This window comes from Pseudoalteromonas sp. UG3-2, from assembly GCF_037120705.1.
In the GTDB taxonomy this organism is placed as follows: Bacteria; Pseudomonadota; Gammaproteobacteria; order Enterobacterales; family Alteromonadaceae; genus Pseudoalteromonas.
Window position 1 is genome coordinate 65,240 of record NZ_JAWLJU010000001.1, and the last position, 21,836, is coordinate 87,075.

Annotated in this window: 21 protein-coding genes; 10 read left to right on the forward strand and 11 right to left on the reverse strand. The window is 45.3% G+C overall.

All coding sequences use genetic code 11. The features are described 5' to 3' along the window. Nucleotides 1–299: 299 nt before the first annotated feature. A complete protein-coding gene (locus R3P39_RS00290) occupies nucleotides 300–3,461 on the forward strand; it encodes a TonB-dependent receptor (protein WP_336565017.1) in 3,162 nt (1,053 codons plus the stop codon). 48 nt (nucleotides 3,462–3,509) lie between these two features. Here the strand turns inward: R3P39_RS00290 and R3P39_RS00295 are convergent, their stop codons facing one another. After that, nucleotides 3,510–3,962 carry a MarR family winged helix-turn-helix transcriptional regulator gene (locus R3P39_RS00295; protein WP_336565018.1) on the reverse strand — a complete coding sequence of 151 codons (453 nt, stop codon included), beginning with the start codon at nucleotides 3,960–3,962 and terminating at the stop codon, nucleotides 3,510–3,512. Between the two features lie 114 nt (nucleotides 3,963–4,076). Between R3P39_RS00295 and hmgA the strand changes: the two genes are divergently transcribed. Both hmgA and maiA read left to right on the forward strand, forming a co-directional pair. Continuing rightward, on the forward strand, nucleotides 4,077–5,372 hold the full coding sequence (gene hmgA / locus R3P39_RS00300; protein WP_336565019.1) for a homogentisate 1,2-dioxygenase: 1,296 nt from the start codon (nucleotides 4,077–4,079) through the stop codon (nucleotides 5,370–5,372). A 9-nt stretch (nucleotides 5,373–5,381) separates the two neighbouring features. Then, nucleotides 5,382–6,008 (forward strand): maleylacetoacetate isomerase, encoded by a 627-nt coding sequence (maiA, locus tag R3P39_RS00305; protein ID WP_336565601.1) that lies wholly within the window; start codon nucleotides 5,382–5,384, stop codon nucleotides 6,006–6,008. A gap of 34 nt (nucleotides 6,009–6,042) precedes the next feature. Here maiA and R3P39_RS00310 read toward each other — a convergent pair whose 3' ends face one another. Next, nucleotides 6,043–6,273: a TIGR02647 family protein gene (locus tag R3P39_RS00310; protein WP_336565020.1), complete on the reverse strand. Its 231-nt coding sequence runs from the start codon at nucleotides 6,271–6,273 to the stop codon at nucleotides 6,043–6,045. A 56-nt stretch (nucleotides 6,274–6,329) separates the two neighbouring features. Between R3P39_RS00310 and R3P39_RS00315 the strand changes: the two genes are divergently transcribed. Then, nucleotides 6,330–6,614 (forward strand): DUF1496 domain-containing protein, encoded by a 285-nt coding sequence (locus R3P39_RS00315; RefSeq protein WP_336565021.1) that lies wholly within the window; start codon nucleotides 6,330–6,332, stop codon nucleotides 6,612–6,614. 30 nt (nucleotides 6,615–6,644) lie between these two features. Beyond that, nucleotides 6,645–6,881 (forward strand): VF530 family protein, encoded by a 237-nt coding sequence (locus R3P39_RS00320; protein ID WP_336565022.1) that lies wholly within the window; start codon nucleotides 6,645–6,647, stop codon nucleotides 6,879–6,881. Nucleotides 6,882–6,910: 29 nt separating this feature from the next. Here R3P39_RS00320 and R3P39_RS00325 read toward each other — a convergent pair whose 3' ends face one another. The 3 genes from R3P39_RS00325 to R3P39_RS00335 form a co-directional block, all read right to left on the reverse strand. Then, entirely contained in the window at nucleotides 6,911–7,621 is a 711-nt protein-coding gene (locus R3P39_RS00325; RefSeq protein WP_336565023.1) for an amino acid ABC transporter substrate-binding protein, read from the reverse strand. A 172-nt stretch (nucleotides 7,622–7,793) separates the two neighbouring features. Next, nucleotides 7,794–8,906 (reverse strand): arginase family protein, encoded by a 1,113-nt coding sequence (locus tag R3P39_RS00330; RefSeq protein ID WP_336565024.1) that lies wholly within the window; start codon nucleotides 8,904–8,906, stop codon nucleotides 7,794–7,796. 297 nt (nucleotides 8,907–9,203) lie between these two features. After that, entirely contained in the window at nucleotides 9,204–9,983 is a 780-nt protein-coding gene (locus R3P39_RS00335) for a DUF2189 domain-containing protein (protein WP_336565025.1), read from the reverse strand. Nucleotides 9,984–10,269: 286 nt separating this feature from the next. Between R3P39_RS00335 and udp the strand changes: the two genes are divergently transcribed. Then, entirely contained in the window at nucleotides 10,270–11,031 is a 762-nt protein-coding gene (gene udp, locus R3P39_RS00340) for a uridine phosphorylase (protein WP_336565026.1), read from the forward strand. 44 nt (nucleotides 11,032–11,075) lie between these two features. Here udp and cdd read toward each other — a convergent pair whose 3' ends face one another. From cdd to ppc, 3 genes are all read right to left on the reverse strand, one after another. Continuing rightward, a complete protein-coding gene (gene cdd / locus R3P39_RS00345; RefSeq protein ID WP_336565027.1) occupies nucleotides 11,076–11,951 on the reverse strand; it encodes a cytidine deaminase in 876 nt (291 codons plus the stop codon). A gap of 43 nt (nucleotides 11,952–11,994) precedes the next feature. Further along, complete coding sequence (locus tag R3P39_RS00350) at nucleotides 11,995–12,363, reverse strand: hypothetical protein (RefSeq protein ID WP_336565028.1); 369 nt, start codon at nucleotides 12,361–12,363, stop codon at nucleotides 11,995–11,997. A gap of 216 nt (nucleotides 12,364–12,579) precedes the next feature. Continuing rightward, nucleotides 12,580–15,213, reverse strand: a complete 2,634-nt coding sequence (ppc, locus tag R3P39_RS00355) for a phosphoenolpyruvate carboxylase (protein WP_336565029.1) — start codon at nucleotides 15,211–15,213, stop codon at nucleotides 12,580–12,582. Nucleotides 15,214–15,339: 126 nt separating this feature from the next. On the opposite strand from ppc, the gene R3P39_RS00360 reads away from it, so the two are divergent. Genes R3P39_RS00360 through R3P39_RS00370 form a run of 3 tightly spaced genes read left to right on the forward strand, consistent with a single transcriptional unit; the run spans nucleotide 15,340 to nucleotide 17,079 of the window. Next, nucleotides 15,340–15,726 (forward strand): thiol-disulfide oxidoreductase DCC family protein, encoded by a 387-nt coding sequence (locus tag R3P39_RS00360; protein WP_336565030.1) that lies wholly within the window; start codon nucleotides 15,340–15,342, stop codon nucleotides 15,724–15,726. Next, nucleotides 15,719–16,444 (forward strand): SDR family NAD(P)-dependent oxidoreductase, encoded by a 726-nt coding sequence (locus tag R3P39_RS00365; protein ID WP_336565031.1) that lies wholly within the window; start codon nucleotides 15,719–15,721, stop codon nucleotides 16,442–16,444. Before R3P39_RS00360 ends, R3P39_RS00365 begins: the two co-directional genes overlap by 8 nt. Before the next feature lie 5 nt (nucleotides 16,445–16,449). Beyond that, the gene (locus R3P39_RS00370) at nucleotides 16,450–17,079 is read left to right on the forward strand and encodes a flavin reductase family protein (RefSeq protein ID WP_336565032.1); all 630 of its coding nucleotides are present in this window, start codon (nucleotides 16,450–16,452) and stop codon (nucleotides 17,077–17,079) included. A gap of 44 nt (nucleotides 17,080–17,123) precedes the next feature. On the opposite strand, the gene R3P39_RS00375 is transcribed toward R3P39_RS00370, so the two are convergent. Further along, the gene (locus tag R3P39_RS00375) at nucleotides 17,124–17,912 is read right to left on the reverse strand and encodes a DUF6279 family lipoprotein (RefSeq protein WP_336565033.1); all 789 of its coding nucleotides are present in this window, start codon (nucleotides 17,910–17,912) and stop codon (nucleotides 17,124–17,126) included. 134 nt (nucleotides 17,913–18,046) lie between these two features. On the opposite strand from R3P39_RS00375, the gene R3P39_RS00380 reads away from it, so the two are divergent. Further along, nucleotides 18,047–18,772 carry a tetratricopeptide repeat protein gene (locus R3P39_RS00380; protein ID WP_336565034.1) on the forward strand — a complete coding sequence of 242 codons (726 nt, stop codon included), beginning with the start codon at nucleotides 18,047–18,049 and terminating at the stop codon, nucleotides 18,770–18,772. Between the two features lie 58 nt (nucleotides 18,773–18,830). On the opposite strand, the gene R3P39_RS00385 is transcribed toward R3P39_RS00380, so the two are convergent. Further along, the gene (locus R3P39_RS00385; protein ID WP_336565035.1) at nucleotides 18,831–20,231 is read right to left on the reverse strand and encodes a coniferyl aldehyde dehydrogenase; all 1,401 of its coding nucleotides are present in this window, start codon (nucleotides 20,229–20,231) and stop codon (nucleotides 18,831–18,833) included. A gap of 147 nt (nucleotides 20,232–20,378) precedes the next feature. After that, a complete protein-coding gene (locus R3P39_RS00390; RefSeq protein ID WP_336565036.1) occupies nucleotides 20,379–21,827 on the reverse strand; it encodes an SLC13 family permease in 1,449 nt (482 codons plus the stop codon). Nucleotides 21,828–21,836 lie beyond the last annotated feature (9 nt).

Sequence of the window (21,836 nt, forward strand, 5' to 3'; positions counted from 1 at the left end):
ACTTAGGCTAATTTGTTTCGACATCACTACGTTAACATTTGTAATAATTATGAAATATAACTATCATACGCAACGCCCATAAGCGGTCAAAAATAAACCGGTCAATTCAAAAGTTCTTTGTCGAAAATTAAGTGATTTTTGATGAAAAATTAACGTTTCGCAATGAAACTGACATACGCTACAGTTAAAGTATGGCCGTTCTAAATACTGGTACTGGAAGTAGTCGCTGAAAACCGCACGCTTTCGATACCAAAAAAATAGTTTTGTATTAAAAACAAAGCCTCACGGGAATCAACATAATGAAAAATCAACTTCGTAAAAATGCGCTCACCCTAGCCGTTGCAGCTAGCTTAGGAATAAGTGGATTGGCTAACGCTGCCGATACCTCTTCCTCTGTCAAAGGCCAGATTGTAGGTCCACAGGGTAACCCTGCCGCAGATACAAAAATAATTATTGTCCATGAGCCTACCGGTACTCGCCGCGTGGTCTCTACCAATGACTCTGGCAGCTACAATGCTTCAGGCCTTCGTGTTGGCGGACCTTATACTATCACTATTGATTCAGATAAATTTCGCGACGCTGAACTTCGCAATGTCTACCTATCACTTGGTGAAGCTCGTAAACTTGACCAACAACTTAGTGAACTACAAATGGAGTCTATCGTAGTTACAGGTACTCCAATACTCTTTAATTCATCAGCGAATGATACCTATTATGGTTCTGAAGCCATCAAGAATGCACCAAGCATTAGCCGCGATATCAAAGATGTTGTAAGAAACAACCCTTTAGTGGTAATTCAGCCAGGCAATGACAGTGCAATGACCATCGCAGGTTCAAACCCTAGAACCAACTCCATTACTGTTGATGGTATCCCTCTAAACGATGATTTTGGTCTTAACTCTGGTGGCTACCCAACACAACGTAATCCCTTCCCTCTTGACGCCCTCGATCAAGTTACCGTTCAAGTAGCACCTACTAACGCGAAGTCTAGCGGGTTTACTGGTGGTAACGTTGATGCCGTTTTTAAGTCTGGTAGCAATGAAATTGAAGGCAGTGTCTTTTTCGAAAAAATGACTGACAGCTGGGCTGGAACACCAACACTTGACGGTGAAGAAGTTCCATTAGAATTTGACGAAGAAAATTATGGCTTTTCTGTTGGCGCTCCAATTTTACAAAACAAACTTTTCTTTTTTGGCGCCTATGAAAAATATGAGTCACCTCAAAGTATTGAGTGGGGCCCGGCAGGTTCTGGAATTGGCGCAAACGAAACAAACATAACAGACTCTGATGTAGCCGCTGTTCGTCGCATTGCCTCTGAAGTGTATGGTGTTGACAATATTGGTAGCTCTGATAAACAGCCACAACTTGAGGATGAAAAATACATTATCAAGTTAGACTGGAATATTAACGATGAACATCGTGCGAACTTTGTTTACATGTTCAATGAAGGTAACCGTACCAACAATATGACCAATGATGAAGATGACCTTCACCTAAGTACATATTGGTATAACAAGTCAGAAAAGCTAAATAACTTTAGCACTACTTTGTATTCTGATTGGACCTATGACTTTTCAACTCAGGTTAGCTTCACAAGCAAATCAGTTGAAACAGGTCAAGTTTCTTTGGACAGCCAGCTAGGTTTGGGTGATATCAGTGTTAACAACATAGATGTTGATGGTGACGGTACTACAGGTGACATTAGTTTTGGTTCAGATGCCAGCCGCCACTCAAACTCATTAGAAAATGATCTAACCACATTGAAGTTTGATGCGACTTATCTTCTAGACGAGCACACTATTGAGTTTGGTTTAAAGTACGATATTCTTGATGTTAAAAACCTTTATCTAGACAGCTCAAAAGGCGTGATTACCTTTAATAGTCTAGAGGACTTTGAAAACCGTTTAGTTTCTAGATATAACTACAGTAATGGTATTGGTAACAACCCAGATGCGGTAGCCGCCGAGTTTAAACGCCAAGACTTAGCACTTTATGTGAATGATACTTGGGACTTTAGTGATGAGTTATCATTCACCTTTGGTCTTCGTTATGAACGTTTAGGTTCAGATGATAAACCAGCCTTTAACCAAACAGTATTAGACAGAACTGGTTTTGATAATACTTACAACCTTGATGGTGCAGATATTTGGCTCCCTAGAGCTGGTTTCACTTATTATATGAATGACGACGTTACTATTCGAGGTAGCTTCGGCCGTTATGCAGGTGGTAATCCAAACGTTTGGATTTCAAACTCTTACTCAAATGACGGTTTTAGTCGACAAAACTACTCTAATCAAGACTTCCAAGCACCAACAGGCATACTTAACAGCATTCCTCAAGATGCTCTTGATGGTATCAATGAAGCTAACCAAGGCTCAGTGTCTAACTTAATTGACCCTAATTTTGATATCCCGTCGCAGTGGACCTACATGTTAAATGCAGATGTTACTCTTGATATTCCATATATTGGTGATAACTTTGCTTGGACTACAACTGCAATATACACAGATAAGGAAGACACAGCTGAGTGGGTTAATGCTGCATTGCAAGAAGATGACATAGTCGGTTACTCTGCAGATGGTGCATTGCCTTTCTACGATACGCGTGAACTTGAAATCATGCTTACCAATGCTGACAAAAATGGCCGTTCAATCATTTTAAGTACAGGTTTGTCAAAAGAGTGGGAGAATGGCTTTAGTTTTGATGCATCATACACACATCAAGACATTACCGAAGGAAACCCTGGCGGCTCATCAACAGCACGCAGTAACTACCGTTACGGTCACTTCCTTGATCATCAAAAAACTCAAATCGGTACCTCTACTTATGAGACTGAGCACCGCTTTGTACTTAACCTAGGTTACTCAACAGAGTTTATTGAAAATTATAAAACTAATTTCAATTTATTCTTTGAGCGCCGCTCAGGTTCTGCATTCAGTCACTTAACTAGATGGCAAAACCTAACAGGCGGCCGCTTCTTTAATCAAGACTTAATTCAACCGTCTGGTTTTGGTACTACCTTCGGTGGCAACTACCTTGCTTATGTTCCAACCGCTAACGATCCCAATGTATTACGTTATGAAGGTGTAACCGAAGAAGAAGTGTTAAACCACTTTAAAGACATAGGCTTGTCAAACTACGCAGGTGGCTTTGTCGACCGCAGTGTAGGTAAGTCACCTTGGATTACTTCAATGGATTTATACGTATCACAAGAACTGCCTGGTTTTAGCGCAGATCATAAAGGTGAAGTATATTTTGTAGTCAACAACCTATTGAATCTAATCGATTCATCTGCAGGAAAGGTATTTACTCAGGATTTTGGTACTCGCAATGTAATTGAAATGGATATCGATCCACAAACTGGAAAATACATTGTAGGCGCACCTAGAACAGGTGACTTCAAGTTTGAAGCTGAAGAGTCGACATACCGCGTGAAGATTGGTGTCCGTTACAACTTCTAAGAACTGATCTAATATCACATATAAAAGGCCAACCGCGGTTGGCCTTTTTTATTCCTGTTTGGCTAACTTGCCGTCCAATATTGCCAGTAACTGGGCAAATTGCGCCTTCTGCTCAGTGGTAAAGCAGTCTAATAACTGCACCTCCCATTGCCGTGCCAGTGGCGTTAACAAGCGATATAACTCCATTCCCTCAGCCGTTGCCACCACCAGCTTAGCCCGCTTATCTTGACTGTTTTCAGACAGCGCCACCAACCCGCGCTGTTGCAATTGCTTAATGGCACGCGACACCGTCGATTTATCCATATTGGCTAAATCGCATATGGCTCGAGCGGTGATCCCTTGGTGATGAATGGTGTGCGACAAAGTACGCCACTGCGGCTGGGTTAATTGTCCTTGCTGTTCATACACCTGGGCAAAGTCATTGCTCACTTTGGTTGACAGCGACACCAACTGATAGGGAAGAAACTCTTGAATATTAAGCAGTTTTCTATCGTTTTCCATAAGTTCTCTCACACTTCAATGTCATGAAAACTTTACAGCCAGTGTTTCGCCATAACATTGAAAATACTCTCACATGAGAGTATCTTACTATAAAACCTAAAGGAGTCGAGACCTATGAGCCAAGAATTACAATATCTAACCGGGTTTGGTAACGAGTTTGAAACTGAAGCCTTACCAGGTGCATTACCGATTGGGCAGTTTTCACCACAAAAAGTAAAATACGACTTATACGCTGAACAATACAACACCACAGCATTTACCGCACCGCGGGCGGATAATCGCCGTAATTGGTTCTATCGTATTCGCCCTTCTGTGTTGCAAGGTGAGTATGAAGCCATGGATAACGGCTTGCTACGCACGGCGCCAATTACAGAAGCGGTCACTCCCCCTTCAATGCTGCGCTGGAACCCCATCGCCGTACCAGAAGAGAAAACCGACTTTATCGATGGCCTAGTCACCATGGCAGCGAATGGCAGTGCCAACGCGCAAACGGGTATTGGTATCCATGTTTATGTTGCCAATAGCTCTATGGCAGGTCGTTATTTTTATAATGCCGACGGTGAAATGCTATTTGTACCGCAAGAAGGTGAGTTATTGCTAAACACCGAGTGTGGCAAGTTGGCCATCAAACCGGGAGAAATTGCCGTAATTCCCCGTGGCATCAAATTCAGTGTTGAATTGCTGAGCGATTCAGTGCGTGGCTATATCTGTGAAAACTACGGCCACCCATATATTTTGCCTGAACGTGGACCAGTTGGCGCCAATGGTTACACCAATGAGCGCGACTTCCAGTACCCAGTAGCCGCTTTTGAAGACAAAGAAGGCGACTTTGAGTTAGTGGCGAAATTCAACGGTAACCTATTCCGTTGTGATATCGGCCACTCTCCACTTGATGTCGTCGCTTGGACAGGTAACAGCGCCCCTTATAAATACGACCTAGCCCGCTTTAATGTCATGAATACGGTGAGCTTTGATCACCCCGACCCGTCTATTTTTACGGTGCTAACCTCGCCTTCAGGCACACCTGGAGTGGCGAATATTGATTTTGTGATTTTCCCGCCGCGTTGGATGGTGGCAGAAAACACCTTCCGCCCACCGTATTATCACCGTAATATTATGAGTGAGTTTATGGGCCTAATTGAAGGCGTGTATGACGCCAAAGAGCATGGCTTTGTGCCTGGAGGTATGAGCTTACACAACTGTATGTCACCGCACGGTCCAGAAGCCGATGTGTTTGAAAAAGCCAGTAACGCCGAGCTAGAACCGCAGCGCTATGAAAATACCCTCGCGTTTATGTTTGAGTCACGTTACATTATCTCTCCAACTAAGTATGCGCTAGAAGGCAACGAGCGTCAGCCAAACTATGCTGATTGCTGGAAAGGCATTAAAAAATACTTTAAAGGAGCCTAAACTAAGATGTTGAAACTGTATTCTTACTTTCGTTCATCCGCCGCGTATCGTGTTCGCATTGCGCTGAACCTTAAAGGACTAGAGCACGAATTGGTCCCGGTTAATTTATTAAAGTCAGAGCAACAAGGCGAGGCGTATCTTAAGGTCAATAACCAAGGATTATTGCCAGCTCTTGAAACCGAGCATGGCACCTTAGCGCAATCTTTAGCGATGCTAGAGTGGCTTGAAGAAACGCAGCCAGGACAAGCACTGCTGCCTCAAGACCCTTGGCAAAAAGCCCAAGTACGTAACTTTTGCTATGCCATTGCCTGCGATATTCACCCTATCGACAATTTACGGGTATTAAAATACCTGTCGACTGAGCTTGGGGTGAGCGATGAACAAAAGAACGAATGGTATCGTCACTGGGTAATTGAAGGCTTTAAAAAGATAGAGCCGATGATAGGTGATGGCCAATTCTGCTTTGGCACAGAGCCAACGCTGGCGGACGTTTGCCTAGTTCCACAGGTATTTAATGCGCTGCGCTTTAAAGTGGATATGACTCCCTTTCCAAAAATTAGTCGGGTTTATGAGTATTGTAATACCCTCGAGGCGTTCCATGACGCCGCACCTGAAAACCAGGCCGACGCCAGTTAATCATTGAAAATAAGGGAGCAATCGCTCCCTTATTTTATTTAAGTGCACTATAAACATGATCGAAGTGATCGATTAAATCCTGACCCAAATCGGTCAAGTAGCCACCGTCGGGGCTGTCGATGACGCCTTTTTCAAATAACCTTTGCGCAGCATGCTGTGTTGCTTCTGGCGCATGACTGTGGATTTTTATCCCTTGGTGTAAACTGTTCCTAGGAAACTTTGTTAGTAACGTTAATTCTTCCAACATTTTTTCATCAAGTGCCATTGTTATTTATCCTTATTCTTCTATATTCATCTAAAACTCTAGTCTAAAAAATTGTAATGATGAAATTTTTATCCGCTTTACTGTTATTGTTATTTTTTAACCCCCTTGTCAGCTTCGCAGTCCCCGAAGAAGTTAAGCTGTTTGGTGACATACCCAAGCAAGTTTGCTGGTATCAAGGACACTCCTACAGTGAAGGTGCCCTACTTAGCCAGTTTGATATGCTGTTTGTGTGCGCCCCTAAATACGCTAACCAACAAAATAGCAAGCTGGTATGGCTTAAGGCAGATGCCTCGGGAAAAGCAATTAGACCTGAAATCGAAGACAAAATTAGGGTAAGATAGCGCCTAAGTCGTACTAGCAAATATAAATATATGGACAAGCAACCCAATAATCCCCTTCACGGCGTTAAGTTAGAACAAATTATCCGTGAGCTAGAGCAAGAGTTAGGCTGGCAAAAAATGGCGGCCGTGGTGAATATCAACTGCTTTAAAGACAACCCTAGCATTAAGTCGAGCTTAAAGTTTTTGCGTAAAACACCGTGGGCACGGGAAAAAGTAGAGCAGCTGTACCTAGATACCTTTCACGGCTTTCAGTGGCCGCAATCCTAAGCGACTTCGCCATCTAGAGCATAATGGCGTTATTGCTTTGAATACAAACGTTGATAGGCCGTACTTAACTTATTGATCACGTATTTCGGCATGGATTTGTTGCACGCCAAATATAAAGTCGACTGAAAGTTTTCCAGGGTATAAATCGGCTCCAATAATTGCGCCGTCTCTTCGGTTAAACTTCTGAAACGATATTGCGCGTCACTTAAAATAACCAAATCAACAAAGTCTTTCCGTTCTTTTAGAAGCTTAAAGATCCGATCGAAGGAATTGATTAAAATCAATTCCTTACCTTCCACAAAACCGTGTTCCATTAAAAACTGATGACTAAAATTATCACGGATCACCGCGGTTTGATATTGCCGAGCGTCAGTCATTGAGGCCAGCCTAATATTGCGCTCGCGCAAAGCATAAAAAGAAGTGGTAAAATGCGTAATTGGGAACACCCATTGGAGTTCGTGCTCTCGAGATTTATTTCTAGCAGTGGAAAACACACAGGTATCATCACGTCTAAGCGCGGCGTTATAAGCCACAGGCCAAGATAGCACGTTTATAGAATAATCGAGTCCAGAGCCATCTAACACCGCACGAACTTTGTTGGCGGCGTGACCTATTAACTGACCTTCTTCATTGGTGTATTGAAAATCTGGAAAGTTTTCGGTCACTATGTTTAGTGTGAAAGCCCATGAATTAAAGCTTATGCACATCATTACGCCGCAAAATAACACCTTAAATTTCATTCACGCTCTCCATTAGCTACTTGACTAATATAGTAGTTAGGCGCTAGCAGAGCAATAATTGATGTAATAAGCGGGATTAAAACACACGAAGTTGTGAAACCGTACGAAAGAATAGACTTAACTGACTGGCTCAACACGCTGCCAGTTAAGTCTTAAATTGCGGGTTTATAAATTAGCTTTGGTTGATGGCATCGATTAAAAATGCGCTCAGCTTAGCCCCTTCTCTTAAGGTGGTTTCCGAGCTCGTTTGTCCCACCAATGAGCTGTCTGTGAAAGGCGCGATTTCCATCATGTCAGCACCGGTTATTTTAAACTCGGCTTTTAGCGCACTCAATATAACCATGGCTTCATCCGGGGTCATGCCGCCCGCTTCAGGTGTACCTGTGGCTGAAGCAAAGGCTTCATCTAAAGCGTCAATATCAAAGCTTACGTATAGCTCCTCGACTTCATCGGCTTTTAATTGCTCAATAACTTCGCTTACCACTGCTTGTGCGCCACGCTCTCTGATCTCATGGGCCCAATGCTGCTTCACCCCAAACGTCGACTCCCAGTGAGACTTAGGTTTACCACTTGAGCGAATACCAAATTGCACTAGGTGATGCGGCGCTGGTAAATATTCTAAAATATGCGTACACCATGAGCCAAAGCACAAATCAATGCCTAAGCGTTCAACCAGTAAATCGGTGTGGGCGTCAAAATGAATGATGGCCGTTTTAATGCCGCGGTCGCGCTTGGCTTTTAAATACGACTTAGTTAACGGATAGCTAATTGAGTGATCACCACCGATACCAAAAATGCCCTTGTCGGGATGGTTGGCATAAAAGCCATCACACACATCTTCTGTGATTGACAGCGGCGAGACGTAATAATCGCTTTTTGGATCGGCATACAGTGCTTTTTGGCAATTACTGATGGTTTGCTCATTCAGGTATTTATCATGGAGTAAGTGTGGAATAACACGCACATCACCCAAATCAAACGCACTGGTTTGTGGTTGTTGTTCAATTAACGTTGAACGTAAAAACAGCGGGCCCCAGTTGGCACCACGTAAGATCCCACCACCACAGTCGGAGCTGATCCCTAAAATAGCAGCTTTGTATTCACTCTGACCCAGTTGCTGCAAAGATTGCTTCCACAAGCCTTCAACGCCCTCTGTTTGTCCATAAAGCTTTTCTCTTAGTGCCGCTTTGCGCTCTTTAGCTGTGTTGACGGTAAAAACGCCATCACCTGGGGGGCATAAACAGTGCTCAAGTTTTTGCTGAAATGGTTGGTTACTCTGTGACATCGCTATCCCCTGTTATTTGAATATTCATGCTGTCGACCGCCACCAATAATTACTTGCTCCTTTCCCGCCTTTGACCTCGCCTCATGGCGAACAAGCAGCACCGGCAACTCAAGCACCAGCACAATTAATTATTTAAAATTCAATACTTTAAAATAAAATCAAGCAGAGAGGGCTGCAGTATATATTGGTCTTGTCGACAAAACCTGAGGCATATATATCAGGTTTAAAAGCGCTGTCAACCGCTACCCCAATGTGTCTATTTAAGGTAACGGTTGATTATTCATGGAGAGTGTTTAGTTATTCGTAATGACGGGGTCTTTTTGTTTTAATAACAGCAATGTAGCCATGCCAACTGGCGTAAGCCAACAGCGGCATAATGATAATAAACCCAGCGGTTCCGGTGGCAAAGCCAAGCAGCACCATAAACACAATAATGCCACACCAAACCACCATAGCAGCAAAGTTTTCTTTGGCGGCGTGCATCGAGCTGACCACTGCTGTCATGATATCAACGCGACGCTCCATCATTATTTGCGGAGTAAACACCGAAATGCCAAACACACACACCAGTAAAATTCCGCCCACAATCGATCCCAGTGCCAAAAACGCCGACAGCTGTTCAAAAGTGGGATCGGGTACATTGGGGTAAAGTGCATGAATTAACGCCGCGAGCCGCATCCACACGATCATTATTACCATTAGCAGCACGGCAAACCCCCACTCTCCCGCCGGATTACGAAACATCGACTTTAAGCTGTGGGTGAGTGTTGGCTTATGGCCTTTTTCCAGCTCCCAAGCAACATCATACAACCCTGCAGCAAACGCCGGACCAATTAAGGCAAAGGCCACCGCCGCAGGTAAAATGACTAAATGCGTACCAGACTGATACACAAACCACATAATACAAGCAGGAATAAGGGTAAAAACTAGACCGTAGACTAGACTTAAAATGGGCGCATTGGCAATGTCTTTAAAAGCCAGCGCGAGCCAATGAAACGGCGCCATCGCCGCGACTTTGTTGCACTCAAAACAACGGGCAAACTCGTTATTTTTATCTATAGAATGTGTAGCAGGCATAACCATTCCTCGTAGTTGCTCTCTCTTAAAGGTTTAGTGGAACATTGGCAATCTGGCAAGGTATATGTTCATCAATTGCTGTCACTTGAAGCCTATGTTCTCATCAAACTCACTGTACTTTAGCCAAGTAGCGCCTGAAGATTGCTGGTCTGTTAATAAGGCGCTATGGTAAGCAAACGTACTTGCTATTTTGCTGAACACCGGTCTTGATGCAGTCGGACATCTGTCCTGTACACACCAAGCGTTTACTATAAACATTACGCTTTAAACATAACTAAGGTTTACTATGGAAAAGGTATTTCACTTAGGTCTAACCAAAGCTGACCTACAAGGCGCCTCTCTCGCCATCGTCCCAGGCGACCCTGAACGCGCGCAGCGCATCTCAGAGTATCTTGATTCACCCACTTGCTTAGCGCAAACGCGTGAATTCCATATTTATCTCGGCTTTTTACAACAAACCCCTGTGGTCATTTGCTCTACCGGAATTGGTGGACCATCCACTTCCATTGCGGTTGAAGAGCTGGCGCAACTTGGCGTTGAAACCTTCTTGCGTATTGGTACTACTGGCGCAATCCAACCGCATATTAATGAAGGTGAAATCCTAATTAGTACCGCCTCAGTACGTCTTGATGGTGCCAGTCAACACTTTGCCCCTATCGAGTTCCCAGCGGTGTCTGACTTCCATGCTACCGCAGCCATGGTAAAGGCATGTGAGACCTTGGGCATAACACACCATGTTGGGATCACCGCATCCAGCGACACCTTTTACCCCGGCCAAGAGCGTTATGACACCTATTCAGGTTATGTGCGTAAGGCCTACCAAGGTTCGTGTGAAGAGTGGCAAAAACTCAATGTGATGAATTATGAAATGGAGTCGGCGACGTTATTCACCATGTGTGCAGCACTAGGATTAAAAGCGGCTTGCCTTGCAGGTGTGTTGGTGAACCGCACACGTCAAGAAATTCCTAATGTCGACCATCACAACATCGAGAAAAACGCCGTTACCGCGGTGCTCAAAGCAGCAGAATTACTGCTTAACGAAAAGTAATATTTAGGGCCACAATGCCGAAATGCTTTGTGGCCCTTTGTTCCCTAATTGCCAGCAACTTCGCTATGCTGCAGCAAATCTTGGCAGTCAAACGCTGCAAGCACCGCTTTACTCACCGCCAGTTGATTACTATGCCCTTGTGTTTCCAGCAACGTAATAGCCGCAACCTGAGATCTATCTAACAACTCAAAACCTGCTAACGCCAATTGACTCAATGCCCCTTGTAAAGGTGACAAGCTGGGGTTGTAGGCTGCGTTTTCGGCATAGCGACCATAAAAGCAACGGCCATCTTGCAGGCGAATTTCCACCGCGCTGGCGTTTTTAGAGTATGGCGCATAAGCCAATTGATAGTGTTGATAAAGCGCGTCACTGACGCCATCAGGTAAGGATTGTTGGTTAGGTTCAACTGCAGCTTGATTGAACAAGGTGTGTTGATTCCCCAGATCCGAGGGCCCAAAAGCATTCGGAAGCAACTCCGGCAGCGAGGTCGCGCCATTTGGCAACAGTATTTGCAGTTGCTTGGCGGTACTGAGCTCATTCATAAACTGTCGACAATAACCACATGGTGCGGCATTAATGGTCATTTTGGAAATTTCTTTAGCGCCATTTAGCCAGGCATTATTAATCGCTGCTTGTTCAGCGTGCACCACTAAACTGAGTGCTTGACGAGAGAATTCTAAATTGGCGCCGAGAAAGGCATGCTTTGATTGGTTATCCCAGGCTATTGCACCAACATAAAACTTAGAAATCGGGGGAGTTGCAAAGGTGGCGGCCACTTCCAGTAAATGCGCTTCAAGTTGTTGTTCGCTTAGATGATGGGCTTGTTGAAACTGTGTCAGTGTCGAATAACAAAAGACACCGTTATGTTCTATTGCATGCGCGCGTAGCGCTAGGTTAACTTCAGATTCTGTCTTAGCCATATTGTTATCATGTTTATCTATGGCAGGACAGTTTACGCAACTCTTACAAGCGACTCAACCATTCTCGAGCAGATTTAAAGCATTCAAAGTTCTCGGCATTAATGTCAAAGCGTTTTATTTTTTGTAAAAACAAATCGTGCATATAGCCTTCAAATCCCACTACCCGTGCAATGTTCATATCACCAATATAGTGGGCTACTTTTGGCATGATATTGATGATATCGATGGCAGCAAAGCGATGCTCCAATTCACTGACATCAACAAGAATGTTTTTACTTTTATGTTTGTTGGCATAAGAATGGGCGCGTTGGTATGACTCCACCACATCTTTGGCACTGGCAATCCCTCTCACCTTCATCATTATTAAGTCGTTACACTTATCAAACGTCACGCTAGTAGAGATCTTATGCATTTACCGAGTTACCTATCAACAAACCATTCTTGAGAAAAACAAACATACCAACTGGTATAACCAGCCGGGCATTTTAAGACAATCTCCTTTTCTGTCAACAAAGTTACTAATAAAAAACCAGCACAAAAGAAAAAACCAATCCTTTGGGATTGATTTTGTTTCTTCAATTTCGCCTTATGTTAATGGCACATGCAACATTTTATTGCAAAAATAACATTAACCCGTATTGCGCATTCCTGCTGCAATGCCGGTCATGGTTATCATTAAGGCTAAATCAATATCGTGTTTGGTTTCTTCTCTGGCGCGCTTTAACAGCTCAATTTGCAACAGATTAAGTGGATCGGTATAAGGATTGCGCAGTGCTATGGACTCTCTGATCCAAGGCTGTTGTGACAACAGTGATGACTCAGGAGCCAGCTCCCGCACCAACTCAATGGCACTTTGTAAATTATCACGAAGTTCTTTACCTAGGTCTTGATATTCCTCGGTCACTAAGCTGGCATCATACATTTCACTTAACCAGAGATCGGCTTTACAAAAAACCATTTCCAGCATTTCTAGTCGAGCGCGGAAAAATGGCCACTGTTGACTCATGGATTGCAAGGTCGCTTTGCCATATTTTTCGATGGCGGCTTCTAAGCCTTCTTTTGCCCCTAACCAAGCAGGCAACATTAAGCGATTTTGACTCCAAGCAAAGATCCATGGAATGGCGCGTAGGCTCTCTACCCCACCATTGGGGTTACGCTTAGAGGGCCGCGATCCTAAAGGCAACTTCGATAGCTCCTGCTCAGGCGTGGCCATTCTAAAATAAGGCACAAAGCTGGGATTTTCCCTAACAATACTGCGATATTTTTCGCAAGAGGCGGCACTGATGCAGTCCATCACTTCCACCCACTGTGGCTCTGGGCTTGGTGGTGGTAATAAGTTACTTTGTAAAATCGCGCCGGTGTAAATCGATAGACTTTGCATGGCCACTTTGGGCAAACCAAATTTAAAACGGATCATTTCACCCTGTTCCGTGACTCGCAAACCATTACGCAGTGAACCTGGCGGCTGTGAACGCAACGCTTGTGCTGCTGGTGCACCACCACGACCGATGGTGCCGCCGCGGCCGTGAAACAGCACTAATTCCACGCCTTTTGATTCTGCCAACGCCACCAGCTTGTCCATGGCATCATATTGTGCCCAACCTGCAGCCATCATGCCGGCATCTTTGGCCGAGTCGGAATAACCAATCATGACAAACTGGCGAGCCCCGATGGTGCCTTTGTACCAGTTGTTTTCTAATAAGCCACTGATCACGGCTTCAGCGTTATTCAAATCATCCAGGGTTTCAAATAAAGGCGCTACCGGTAAAGTAAACTGACAGCCACTCTCTTGCAGTAACAAGTGCACAGCTAAAATATCGGAAGCACTTTGTGCCATAGAGATAATGTAAATGCCCAAACTGTTTTGATCTTGTTGTGCTATGACTTCAAAGGTTTCTAGTACTTCTTTTACGTTAGCGCTGGGCTGCCAATGGCGTGGGAGCAAAGGCCTTCTTGAGCTCAGCTCGGTGAGCAAAAAGGCTTGTTTATCGGCTTCTTGCCATTGCTCATAATCTCCCAAGCCTAAGTAGCGGGTGAGCTCTGAAAACACTTCGCTGTGGCGGGCCGAGTCTTGGCGTATATCGAGCTTACACAAAGACACTCCAAAACAATCAATGCGACGCAATACGTCGAGCAGTAAGCCATTGGCAATCTTAGCCATTTGGCATTCCACCAATGAGCGGTAGCAAGCTTCTAACGGTTCTCGGATCTGCGCCACGCGCTTGATTTTATCTTGGTGATGAGAGCTGATCCCTTTGATTTTGTTTTCTAACGCCGCGATGGTCTCTTCTACTTCGCTACGTACTTGCTTGAGAATAAAACGATACGGCTCATTACTGCCCTCAGCCCGTTGCTGTAGTTGCTCTGAGGCCTTAGACATGGATAACTCGGCGCCCAAGGTTTCCAGATCGCGGCGATACAAATCCAACGCCATCCAGCGCCCATGGTCGAGTACCGACTGGGTAACGTTGGACGTCACAAATGGGTTGCCATCGCGATCCCCCCCCATCCAAGAGGTGAGCTGTATTGGACTGAAGTTACTGGGAAGTTGTAAGTCTAAACGGGTTTCCACTTGGTCGCTCAAATACCTGACAAACTTTGGTACTGCTTGCCAGAGGCTATTTTCTATGACCGCAAATCCCCATTTAGCTTCATCTAAAGGCGTTGGCCGCTTTTCGCGAATGTCGTTGGTATGCCAAGCTTGGCTGATCAGCTGCTCGATTCGATCAATCACTTCATCGTAAAGCGGATCTTCGCCTGAGGTGCTTTCTAACATTCTTAGGCATTCGCTGAGTTCTACGTGCTTGTTGATAATGGTGCGGCGGGTTACCTCTGTGGGATGCGCTGTCAGTACCAAGTCTATTTTTAATCTGGCAATGACTTCGGCTACGTCATTGAGTGACAAGCTGCCAGACTCCACTTGGCTTTGTATTTCATCAAGGGCCTTATCTATTTCAATCATTACGCCGTCTGGCGCGCCAGACTTAGAAATGGTATGAAATTGCTCGGCAACGTTGGCAAGGTTAAGAAAATGATTGAACGAACGGGCAACGGGCAATAATGCTTCATCACTTAAATTTCGCAAGGTTTCAATCAAGGCTTGGCGGTCTGATTCATTGCCACTGCGAGAGGACTTGGCCAAATGACGAATTTCTTCCACCTTATCCAAGGTTTCTTGCCCTTGTGCTTGGGCAATGATCTGTCCCAGCATTTGTCCCAGTTGGCTTACATTACTGCGCAAGCTTGCGTATTGCTCTGTCATACAATCTCCTTGATGAAAAAGTAATTATCTCTTCACTATACCGAGATTAATCACAATTGCGAACGATCTATTTTCAAGACCCTAGCGTAAAAGTGTGACAAGTTTGGGAAATTTTTTACGTGAGCTATGATTATATTTTATGACGGTGAGTGTCCACTTTGCCGCAAAGAAATGGTTGAACTAAAACGCCATGATCACCATGATAAAGTAGATTTAGTGGATGTTCACAGTGAGCGCTTTGAGCACGAGTTCCCCCAAGTGGGCTTCGCTGATGCCATGGCTTTACTCCATGGTTACGATGACAACGGCAAGTTACTCATCGGCTTAGATGTCACTGTGCTTGCTTGGAAAAGTGTTAATAAACACCGTTGGTTAGCAATATTGCGATGGCCCGTTATTCGCTCTATTGCGGATTGGTGTTACAAGCAATTCGCCGCCCATCGCATGAGTATTTCTCGCATGTTGGCGCCAAGCCAATGTAAGCTCGATAACAAAGGATGTCACCGTGACTAAGCAAGCTATCATTGTAATTGGTGCCAGCTCTGGTATTGCCAAAGCCTTTATCAAACAGCAATCACAGCGCTATCCGGATGCGCAAATCATTACCGTTTCCCGCCAAGGCGATGCCCCAGCCCCTGAAGTGGACGTTCATTACCGCTGCGATTACTCCAGCACCGGTATTGCAGACATCGCCGAAAAAATGCGTGCGGGAGACTACACCGTATCGAGCATTACGGTGTTCAATGGCATACTCCACAACGATGAGATTGGCATGCCAGAAAAGCGCTTGGAAGATATAAACCTTGAATACAGCCGTAGCCTTTTTGACACCAATACTTTGTTGCCTATGCAGTGGCTGCAAGCATTGCTGCCGTTGATGAAAAGCAAACAGCCTTGTATTTTTACCGCGCTGTCAGCTCGAGTAGGCAGCATAAGCGACAATCGTCTTGGTGGTTGGTACAGCTATAGAGCCTCGAAAGCGGCTCTTAACATGATGTTTAAGTCGGCGGCGGTTGAATTAGCTCGGCGAGCCAAAAACGTCAAGTTATTGCTGTTTCATCCAGGCACCACAGACACTCAGCTATCTGAGCCGTTTCAAGCCAATGTACCCGAAGATAAACTCTTTAGCCCAGAGTTTGTTGCTCAACAACTTAGCGACATTCAATCACAATTAACGCCAGACGGCAGCGCCAGCTACCTAGACTGGCAAGGACAATCCATATCATGGTAGAAAGTATGAAACATTTCTCTAGTAAAGACATCGCGGCGTTAGAGCAACGCTATCGCGCCTTATTGATCAATTCACTGTCAGGGTTTAAGAGTGCCAATTTAATCGGCACCGTCGACCACGGTGGGCAAGAAAACCTTTCTATTGTCAGCTCGGTGTTTCATTTAGGCGCCCATCCGCCTTTAGTTGGGGTTATTTTCCGCCCCCACTCGGTGCCACGCCATACCTTAGAGAATATTTTGGCCACTAAAAAGTACACCATAAACCAAGTGAATCAACAGATGGTCACTGCCGCACATCAAACCTCTGCGCGGTATGACAAGCAACAATCCGAGTTTACAGAAACAGGCTTAACAGCTGAGTACCTGTGCGACTTTGCTGCTCCTTTTGTAAAGCAGAGCCACCTCAAATACGGCTTGGTATTACGGGATCATCAAACTTTATTGAATGACACCGAATTGGTGATTGGCGAAATTGAGACATTGCATATTCAGCAAGACGCCGTTAAAGACGATGGTTATGTCGATATTGAAGCGCTCGAGAGCGTGGCTATTTCTAGCCTAGATGGCTATCACACCACCCAGCAAATTGGCCGTTTAGAGTACGCCAAACCAGACTTGGCACCGCGATTTAAGTAACTTTTAATCGACAATAAATGGGCTTAGTGTTAAGCCCATTTTCCTCAAAGCGACTGCAATAACGAAGCAATATCTTCTAGCTCATCACTAAAGTGACGCTGCTGTTTTTCCGTTAGGCTATCGCGCAACGTAATCGCAAAAGCACCATATTCTTGAATTCTTCGCGCTTGAATGTCGCGCATCCGTGGCGGTAATTGCTCTTCGCGACTGATCAGCGCTTGACGCAGTAACTCAGCGTCGACCTCGCCCTCAGAGGTAAGCATTAACGACTGTTTAAATTGATTAAAACGTCGCTGTTGATGAGCACGCCGTACTTGCCGTGAAAACTCTCCTTGTTGAAAGTACTCGTCAACCTGACTGCGCTGTGAGTCAGATAAGTCCCCCAACCAACGTTTATAACGGCGATATTGATCTCCTTGCTGCCAATCGTCTTCATTTATTTTTGCTTCGATATTGCTCACCAGTTCCATGCGCTGTGCTTGCGTGAGCGTGGCCAAATGCTGCTCTATCATGGGTGTCGCCTTAGCAACTAGGGTATACCATAGCTCCCTTGCTTTATTTACATGGGCAATGATGTCTTGTTGCTCCATGGTTTGCCAATTATCAAGCAAGGCATTGATGTGCTGTTTGTACTTTGGCAGCTCATTATTACGATGCCACTCTACTAGAGCTTCAACGTCTTGCTCAAGAGCCTCTTCTTGTTCATCACTTAACTCTACGTAATCGGCCACGTAATACCCTGCCAACCAGCCTAAATTGTTGTAGGCCAGACGTTGACTACAGCCAATAAGGCTGAGCGACAAAAGTAACATCATCAATAACTTTTTCATCATTTGTCCTTATCTTGGTTTTTCCTGTTTAATATTAACGTAGCAACGGATAAAACTGATTTGTATTTTGTAAATCTCTGTTTCAGCTATTAGAATATAGGACAATAAGGCTCGTAGGTACCTAAAGGAGGTCGACGATGGTGAAAAGAATATCAAAAATAGCACTGCTACTGGCAGTATTAGGCCAAGCTCCTACAGCATATGCTGGCTTAGAGGAAGGTATAGAAGCGGCCAATGCCGGGCGCTTTGCCGAAGCGCTAGAAGAGTTTAACTATCTTGCTGAGATGAACTATGCCCCAGGCATATATCAGCTGGCGCTCCTTTATGAAGGCGGTCATGGCGTGTTAAAAAACCAACGCAAAGCAGCCGAGCTATTTAAAAGAGCGGCAAAACTTGGCGAAGCGGATGCCATGTTTGCATTGGCAGTCATGTACGATGAAGGCCGCGGTGTAAAGCAAGACCGCCAAAAATACGTTGAGCTAATGACTCGCGCCGCGAAAAAGAATTTACCCGCCGCGCAATTTAACGTTGGTCTCATGTATGCCAGTGGCAATGGCGTAAAACAAGATTACCGTCAAGCACTAAACTGGTATGAAAAAGCGGCGGCGAACAACTACACCTTAGCCATGTTTAATCTGGCTTTAATGTATTACCAAGGTCTGGGAGTGGCAAAAAACATCGAGCGTTCTTACATTTGGAATAGCTTAGCTGAATTTAATGGCTATCCAGAAGCCACTAAGAGCAGACAGTTAGACGAAAAACAATTGTCGCCTTCGCAAATTGAACGCGCCACCGACATTGCCAATAGCATTTATCAACGCATACAATCCGGCGATTACGTAGCGGAAACGCGCACCAAGTAGCTTACGGCAACAAGAATTCCATAACCCAATGGCGGGTTATGGAATTATAATCAACCACTTAACCCCGCAAAAACAACCACTGCAGCGGCTTAGTCAACCACTTAGAATGCGTTAATAACAGCTTGTTACGCCATTGACTATTGCCTGATTGCAAAATCGACTTCTTGTGACTAAAGGTGTAAAAGCCCTCTTCGCCATGGTATTGACCCATACCAGAGTAACCGAGACCACCGAAAGGCAGACTTTCTACCGCCACCTGAACTATGGTTTCATTGATACCTAAAGTGCCTGTTGCCAAGTTTTTGCTGACATAGTCAATGCTGTCTTGGCTAGCCGTAAACAAGTAGCTGGCCAGTGGCGTCGAACGAGTCCTAATTTGAGTTATGGCATCGTCCAAACTGTCGACCCCGACAACGGGTAAAATAGGACCAAAGAGCTCTTCTTGCATCACCTGCATGTCATCACTGACTTCAGTGATAATATGCAATGGTAACTTCCGCCCTTGGCTGGTGCTTTCAGCGCGCCAAATTGTCGCGCCTTTTTGTTCAGCATCAGCAATGACCCCTTGCAGCCTATCGAACTGCGCTTGATTAATAATGCTGGTTTGTTTAGCAAACCCGCCTTTGGCTTGATATAAGGAAGCGTATTGCTGCTTCATTGCGCCCAGCAATTTGTCTTTTACTTTGTTATCAACCAAGAGGTAATCTGGAGCGACACAGATCTGCCCCGAATTGGACAATTTGCCCATCAAAATGCTGGTTGCCGCTGCGTCGATGTTGGCGTCTTCGAGTACGAGTACCGGCGACTTGCCACCGAGTTCAAGTGTCACTGGAGTCAGGTTTTTCGCTGCCGCCGTCATGACTTTTTTGCCAACGGCAGTGGAGCCGGTAAAAATCAAATGATCGAAGGGTAATTCAGTAAAAGTAGCCGCCACCTCAGGCCCCCCTTCAACTATCTGCACTTGCCCTTCAACTTCGGTGAACAAGCGTCGCATTATCTGATTCACTTGCGGGGTAAATTCACTGAGCTTAATCATCACTTTATTGCCTGCAGCCAACGCCGTAATGGCAGGCACTAAAGCAAGCTGAATGGGATAGTTCCATGGCGCAATGACACCTACGACGCCCTTAGGGACGACTTCAACTGATGCCTTAGAGGGTAACCAAGTCATACCCGCAGCACGTTTTTGCTTGCGCATCCATTTACTAAGGTGGCGTTCAATATACTCAATGGCGGTTACGCTCGGCATAATATCAGCGATTAAGGTATCAAATTCGCTGCGCGAGCCAAAATCTTCGTTGGCCGCGGCAACAAACTCATCGCGTAATGTGAGTAACTGGCTTTTGACTACCGCTAAACAACGCTTACGTTCATCTAACGACGGATAAGGTGACTGATTGAATTCATTTTTAAGCCTAGTGTGTGTGGCAATAAGCGCACTTTTGCTGTCTTCGATCATGGTCTTCCCTTGCTGCTTTATAGCACGAATATAGCAAGGAATGCTGGACTGGTCTATCCACTGATGACACGCAGCAGTAGACCAGTAGAGACAGGCTGTGTAATACCGAGTTGCCGCTCTGGACACAGCCTGTGGAGAATGGCAACCTTAAAAACCTAGTATGCTACCAGCTAAAGTCAAAGTGACAATGGTAATTAGCGCAATGGCAACCAGGTTTAATGCAAACCCAGCTCTGACCATGTCCTTGATCTCAATTTCTCCAGAGCCAAATACTATGGCATTCGGTGGTGTGGCGACTGGCATCATAAAGGCGCAGCTTGCTGCTAACGCTGCAGGAATAACCCAAGCCAGCGGTGAGCCGGTGACCGACTCAGCTACGGGACCGAGCAACGGTAAAAAGCCTGCAGCCGTGGCGGTATTACTGGTAATTTCGGTTAAAAAGGTAATTAACGCCGCCACAATTAACACGCCCATCACTAATCCCATGGCATCGGCGCCGGCCAATAAGTTAGCGATGTAATCGGCCAAACCTGATGACTTAATTTGTGACGCCAAAGATAAGCCACCGCCGAACAGCAGTAATATACCCCAGGGGACTTTGGCGGCACTTTCCCAATCTAAAATACGCTCATCGTTTTGCTTGCTAACAGGCAGTACAAATAGCAATAAGGCGGCTGCAATGGCGATGCCGGTGTCTGATAACGCCAAGCCGGTGATGTCTGCAATCAATGGTCTGGTGATCCAGCTTAGCGCGGCGAAAACAAACACCGCCAATACATTCTTTTCCGCTCCAGTCATGTCACCCAACGACTGCAACTGCGAGCTAAATAACGCTTTAGTGTCTAAATTCAATTCCGTCTTGTCGACTTTGTAGCTGACTTTTGTCAGCCAAAACCAAGCAATAAACAGTAAACTCACCGACAGTGGTACCCCTACCATCATCCAGGTGGCAAAACCAATTTGGATATCGTAGCTGTCAGCTAAATAGGCCGCCATCAAGGCGTTTGGAGGTGTGCCTATCAAGGTTGCGATGCCACCAATACTGGCGCCATAGGCAATGGCTAATAGCAGAGCCTTCGCAAAACGTTCGCTATCTCCCCCTTGCTCTTTGACTAAGTGAATGACTGACAGCGCGATCGGCAGCATCATCACGGCAGTGGCCGTATTTGACATCCACATGGATAAAAATGCCGTGACCGCCATCATGGCAAGTACCTGTAAGCTTGGTTTTTTGCCTGCCACTAGCATGGTATTAAGGGCTATACGCTTGTGTAAGCCCCAGCGTTCCATGGCAATTGAAATGAGAAACCCACCTAAAAAGAGATAAATGAGCGGGTGAGCAAATGGCGCAGCCACGGCTTTAATTGAAGCAATGCCCAGTAACGGAGAAACCACTAAGGGCAGCAATGATGCCGCCGGTATCGGCACGGCTTCGGTGATCCACCAAGATGCCAACCAAAATGCCAGTCCTGCGGTACGCCATGCCTCAACAGACATACCACTTGGAGGCTCTACAACACAGATTAATGCCATTACCATTGGGCCAAGCCAGAGAAACAGCCGCGCTGTGAAGGCATTATTTTTATCATTTGTCATCGCTTCACT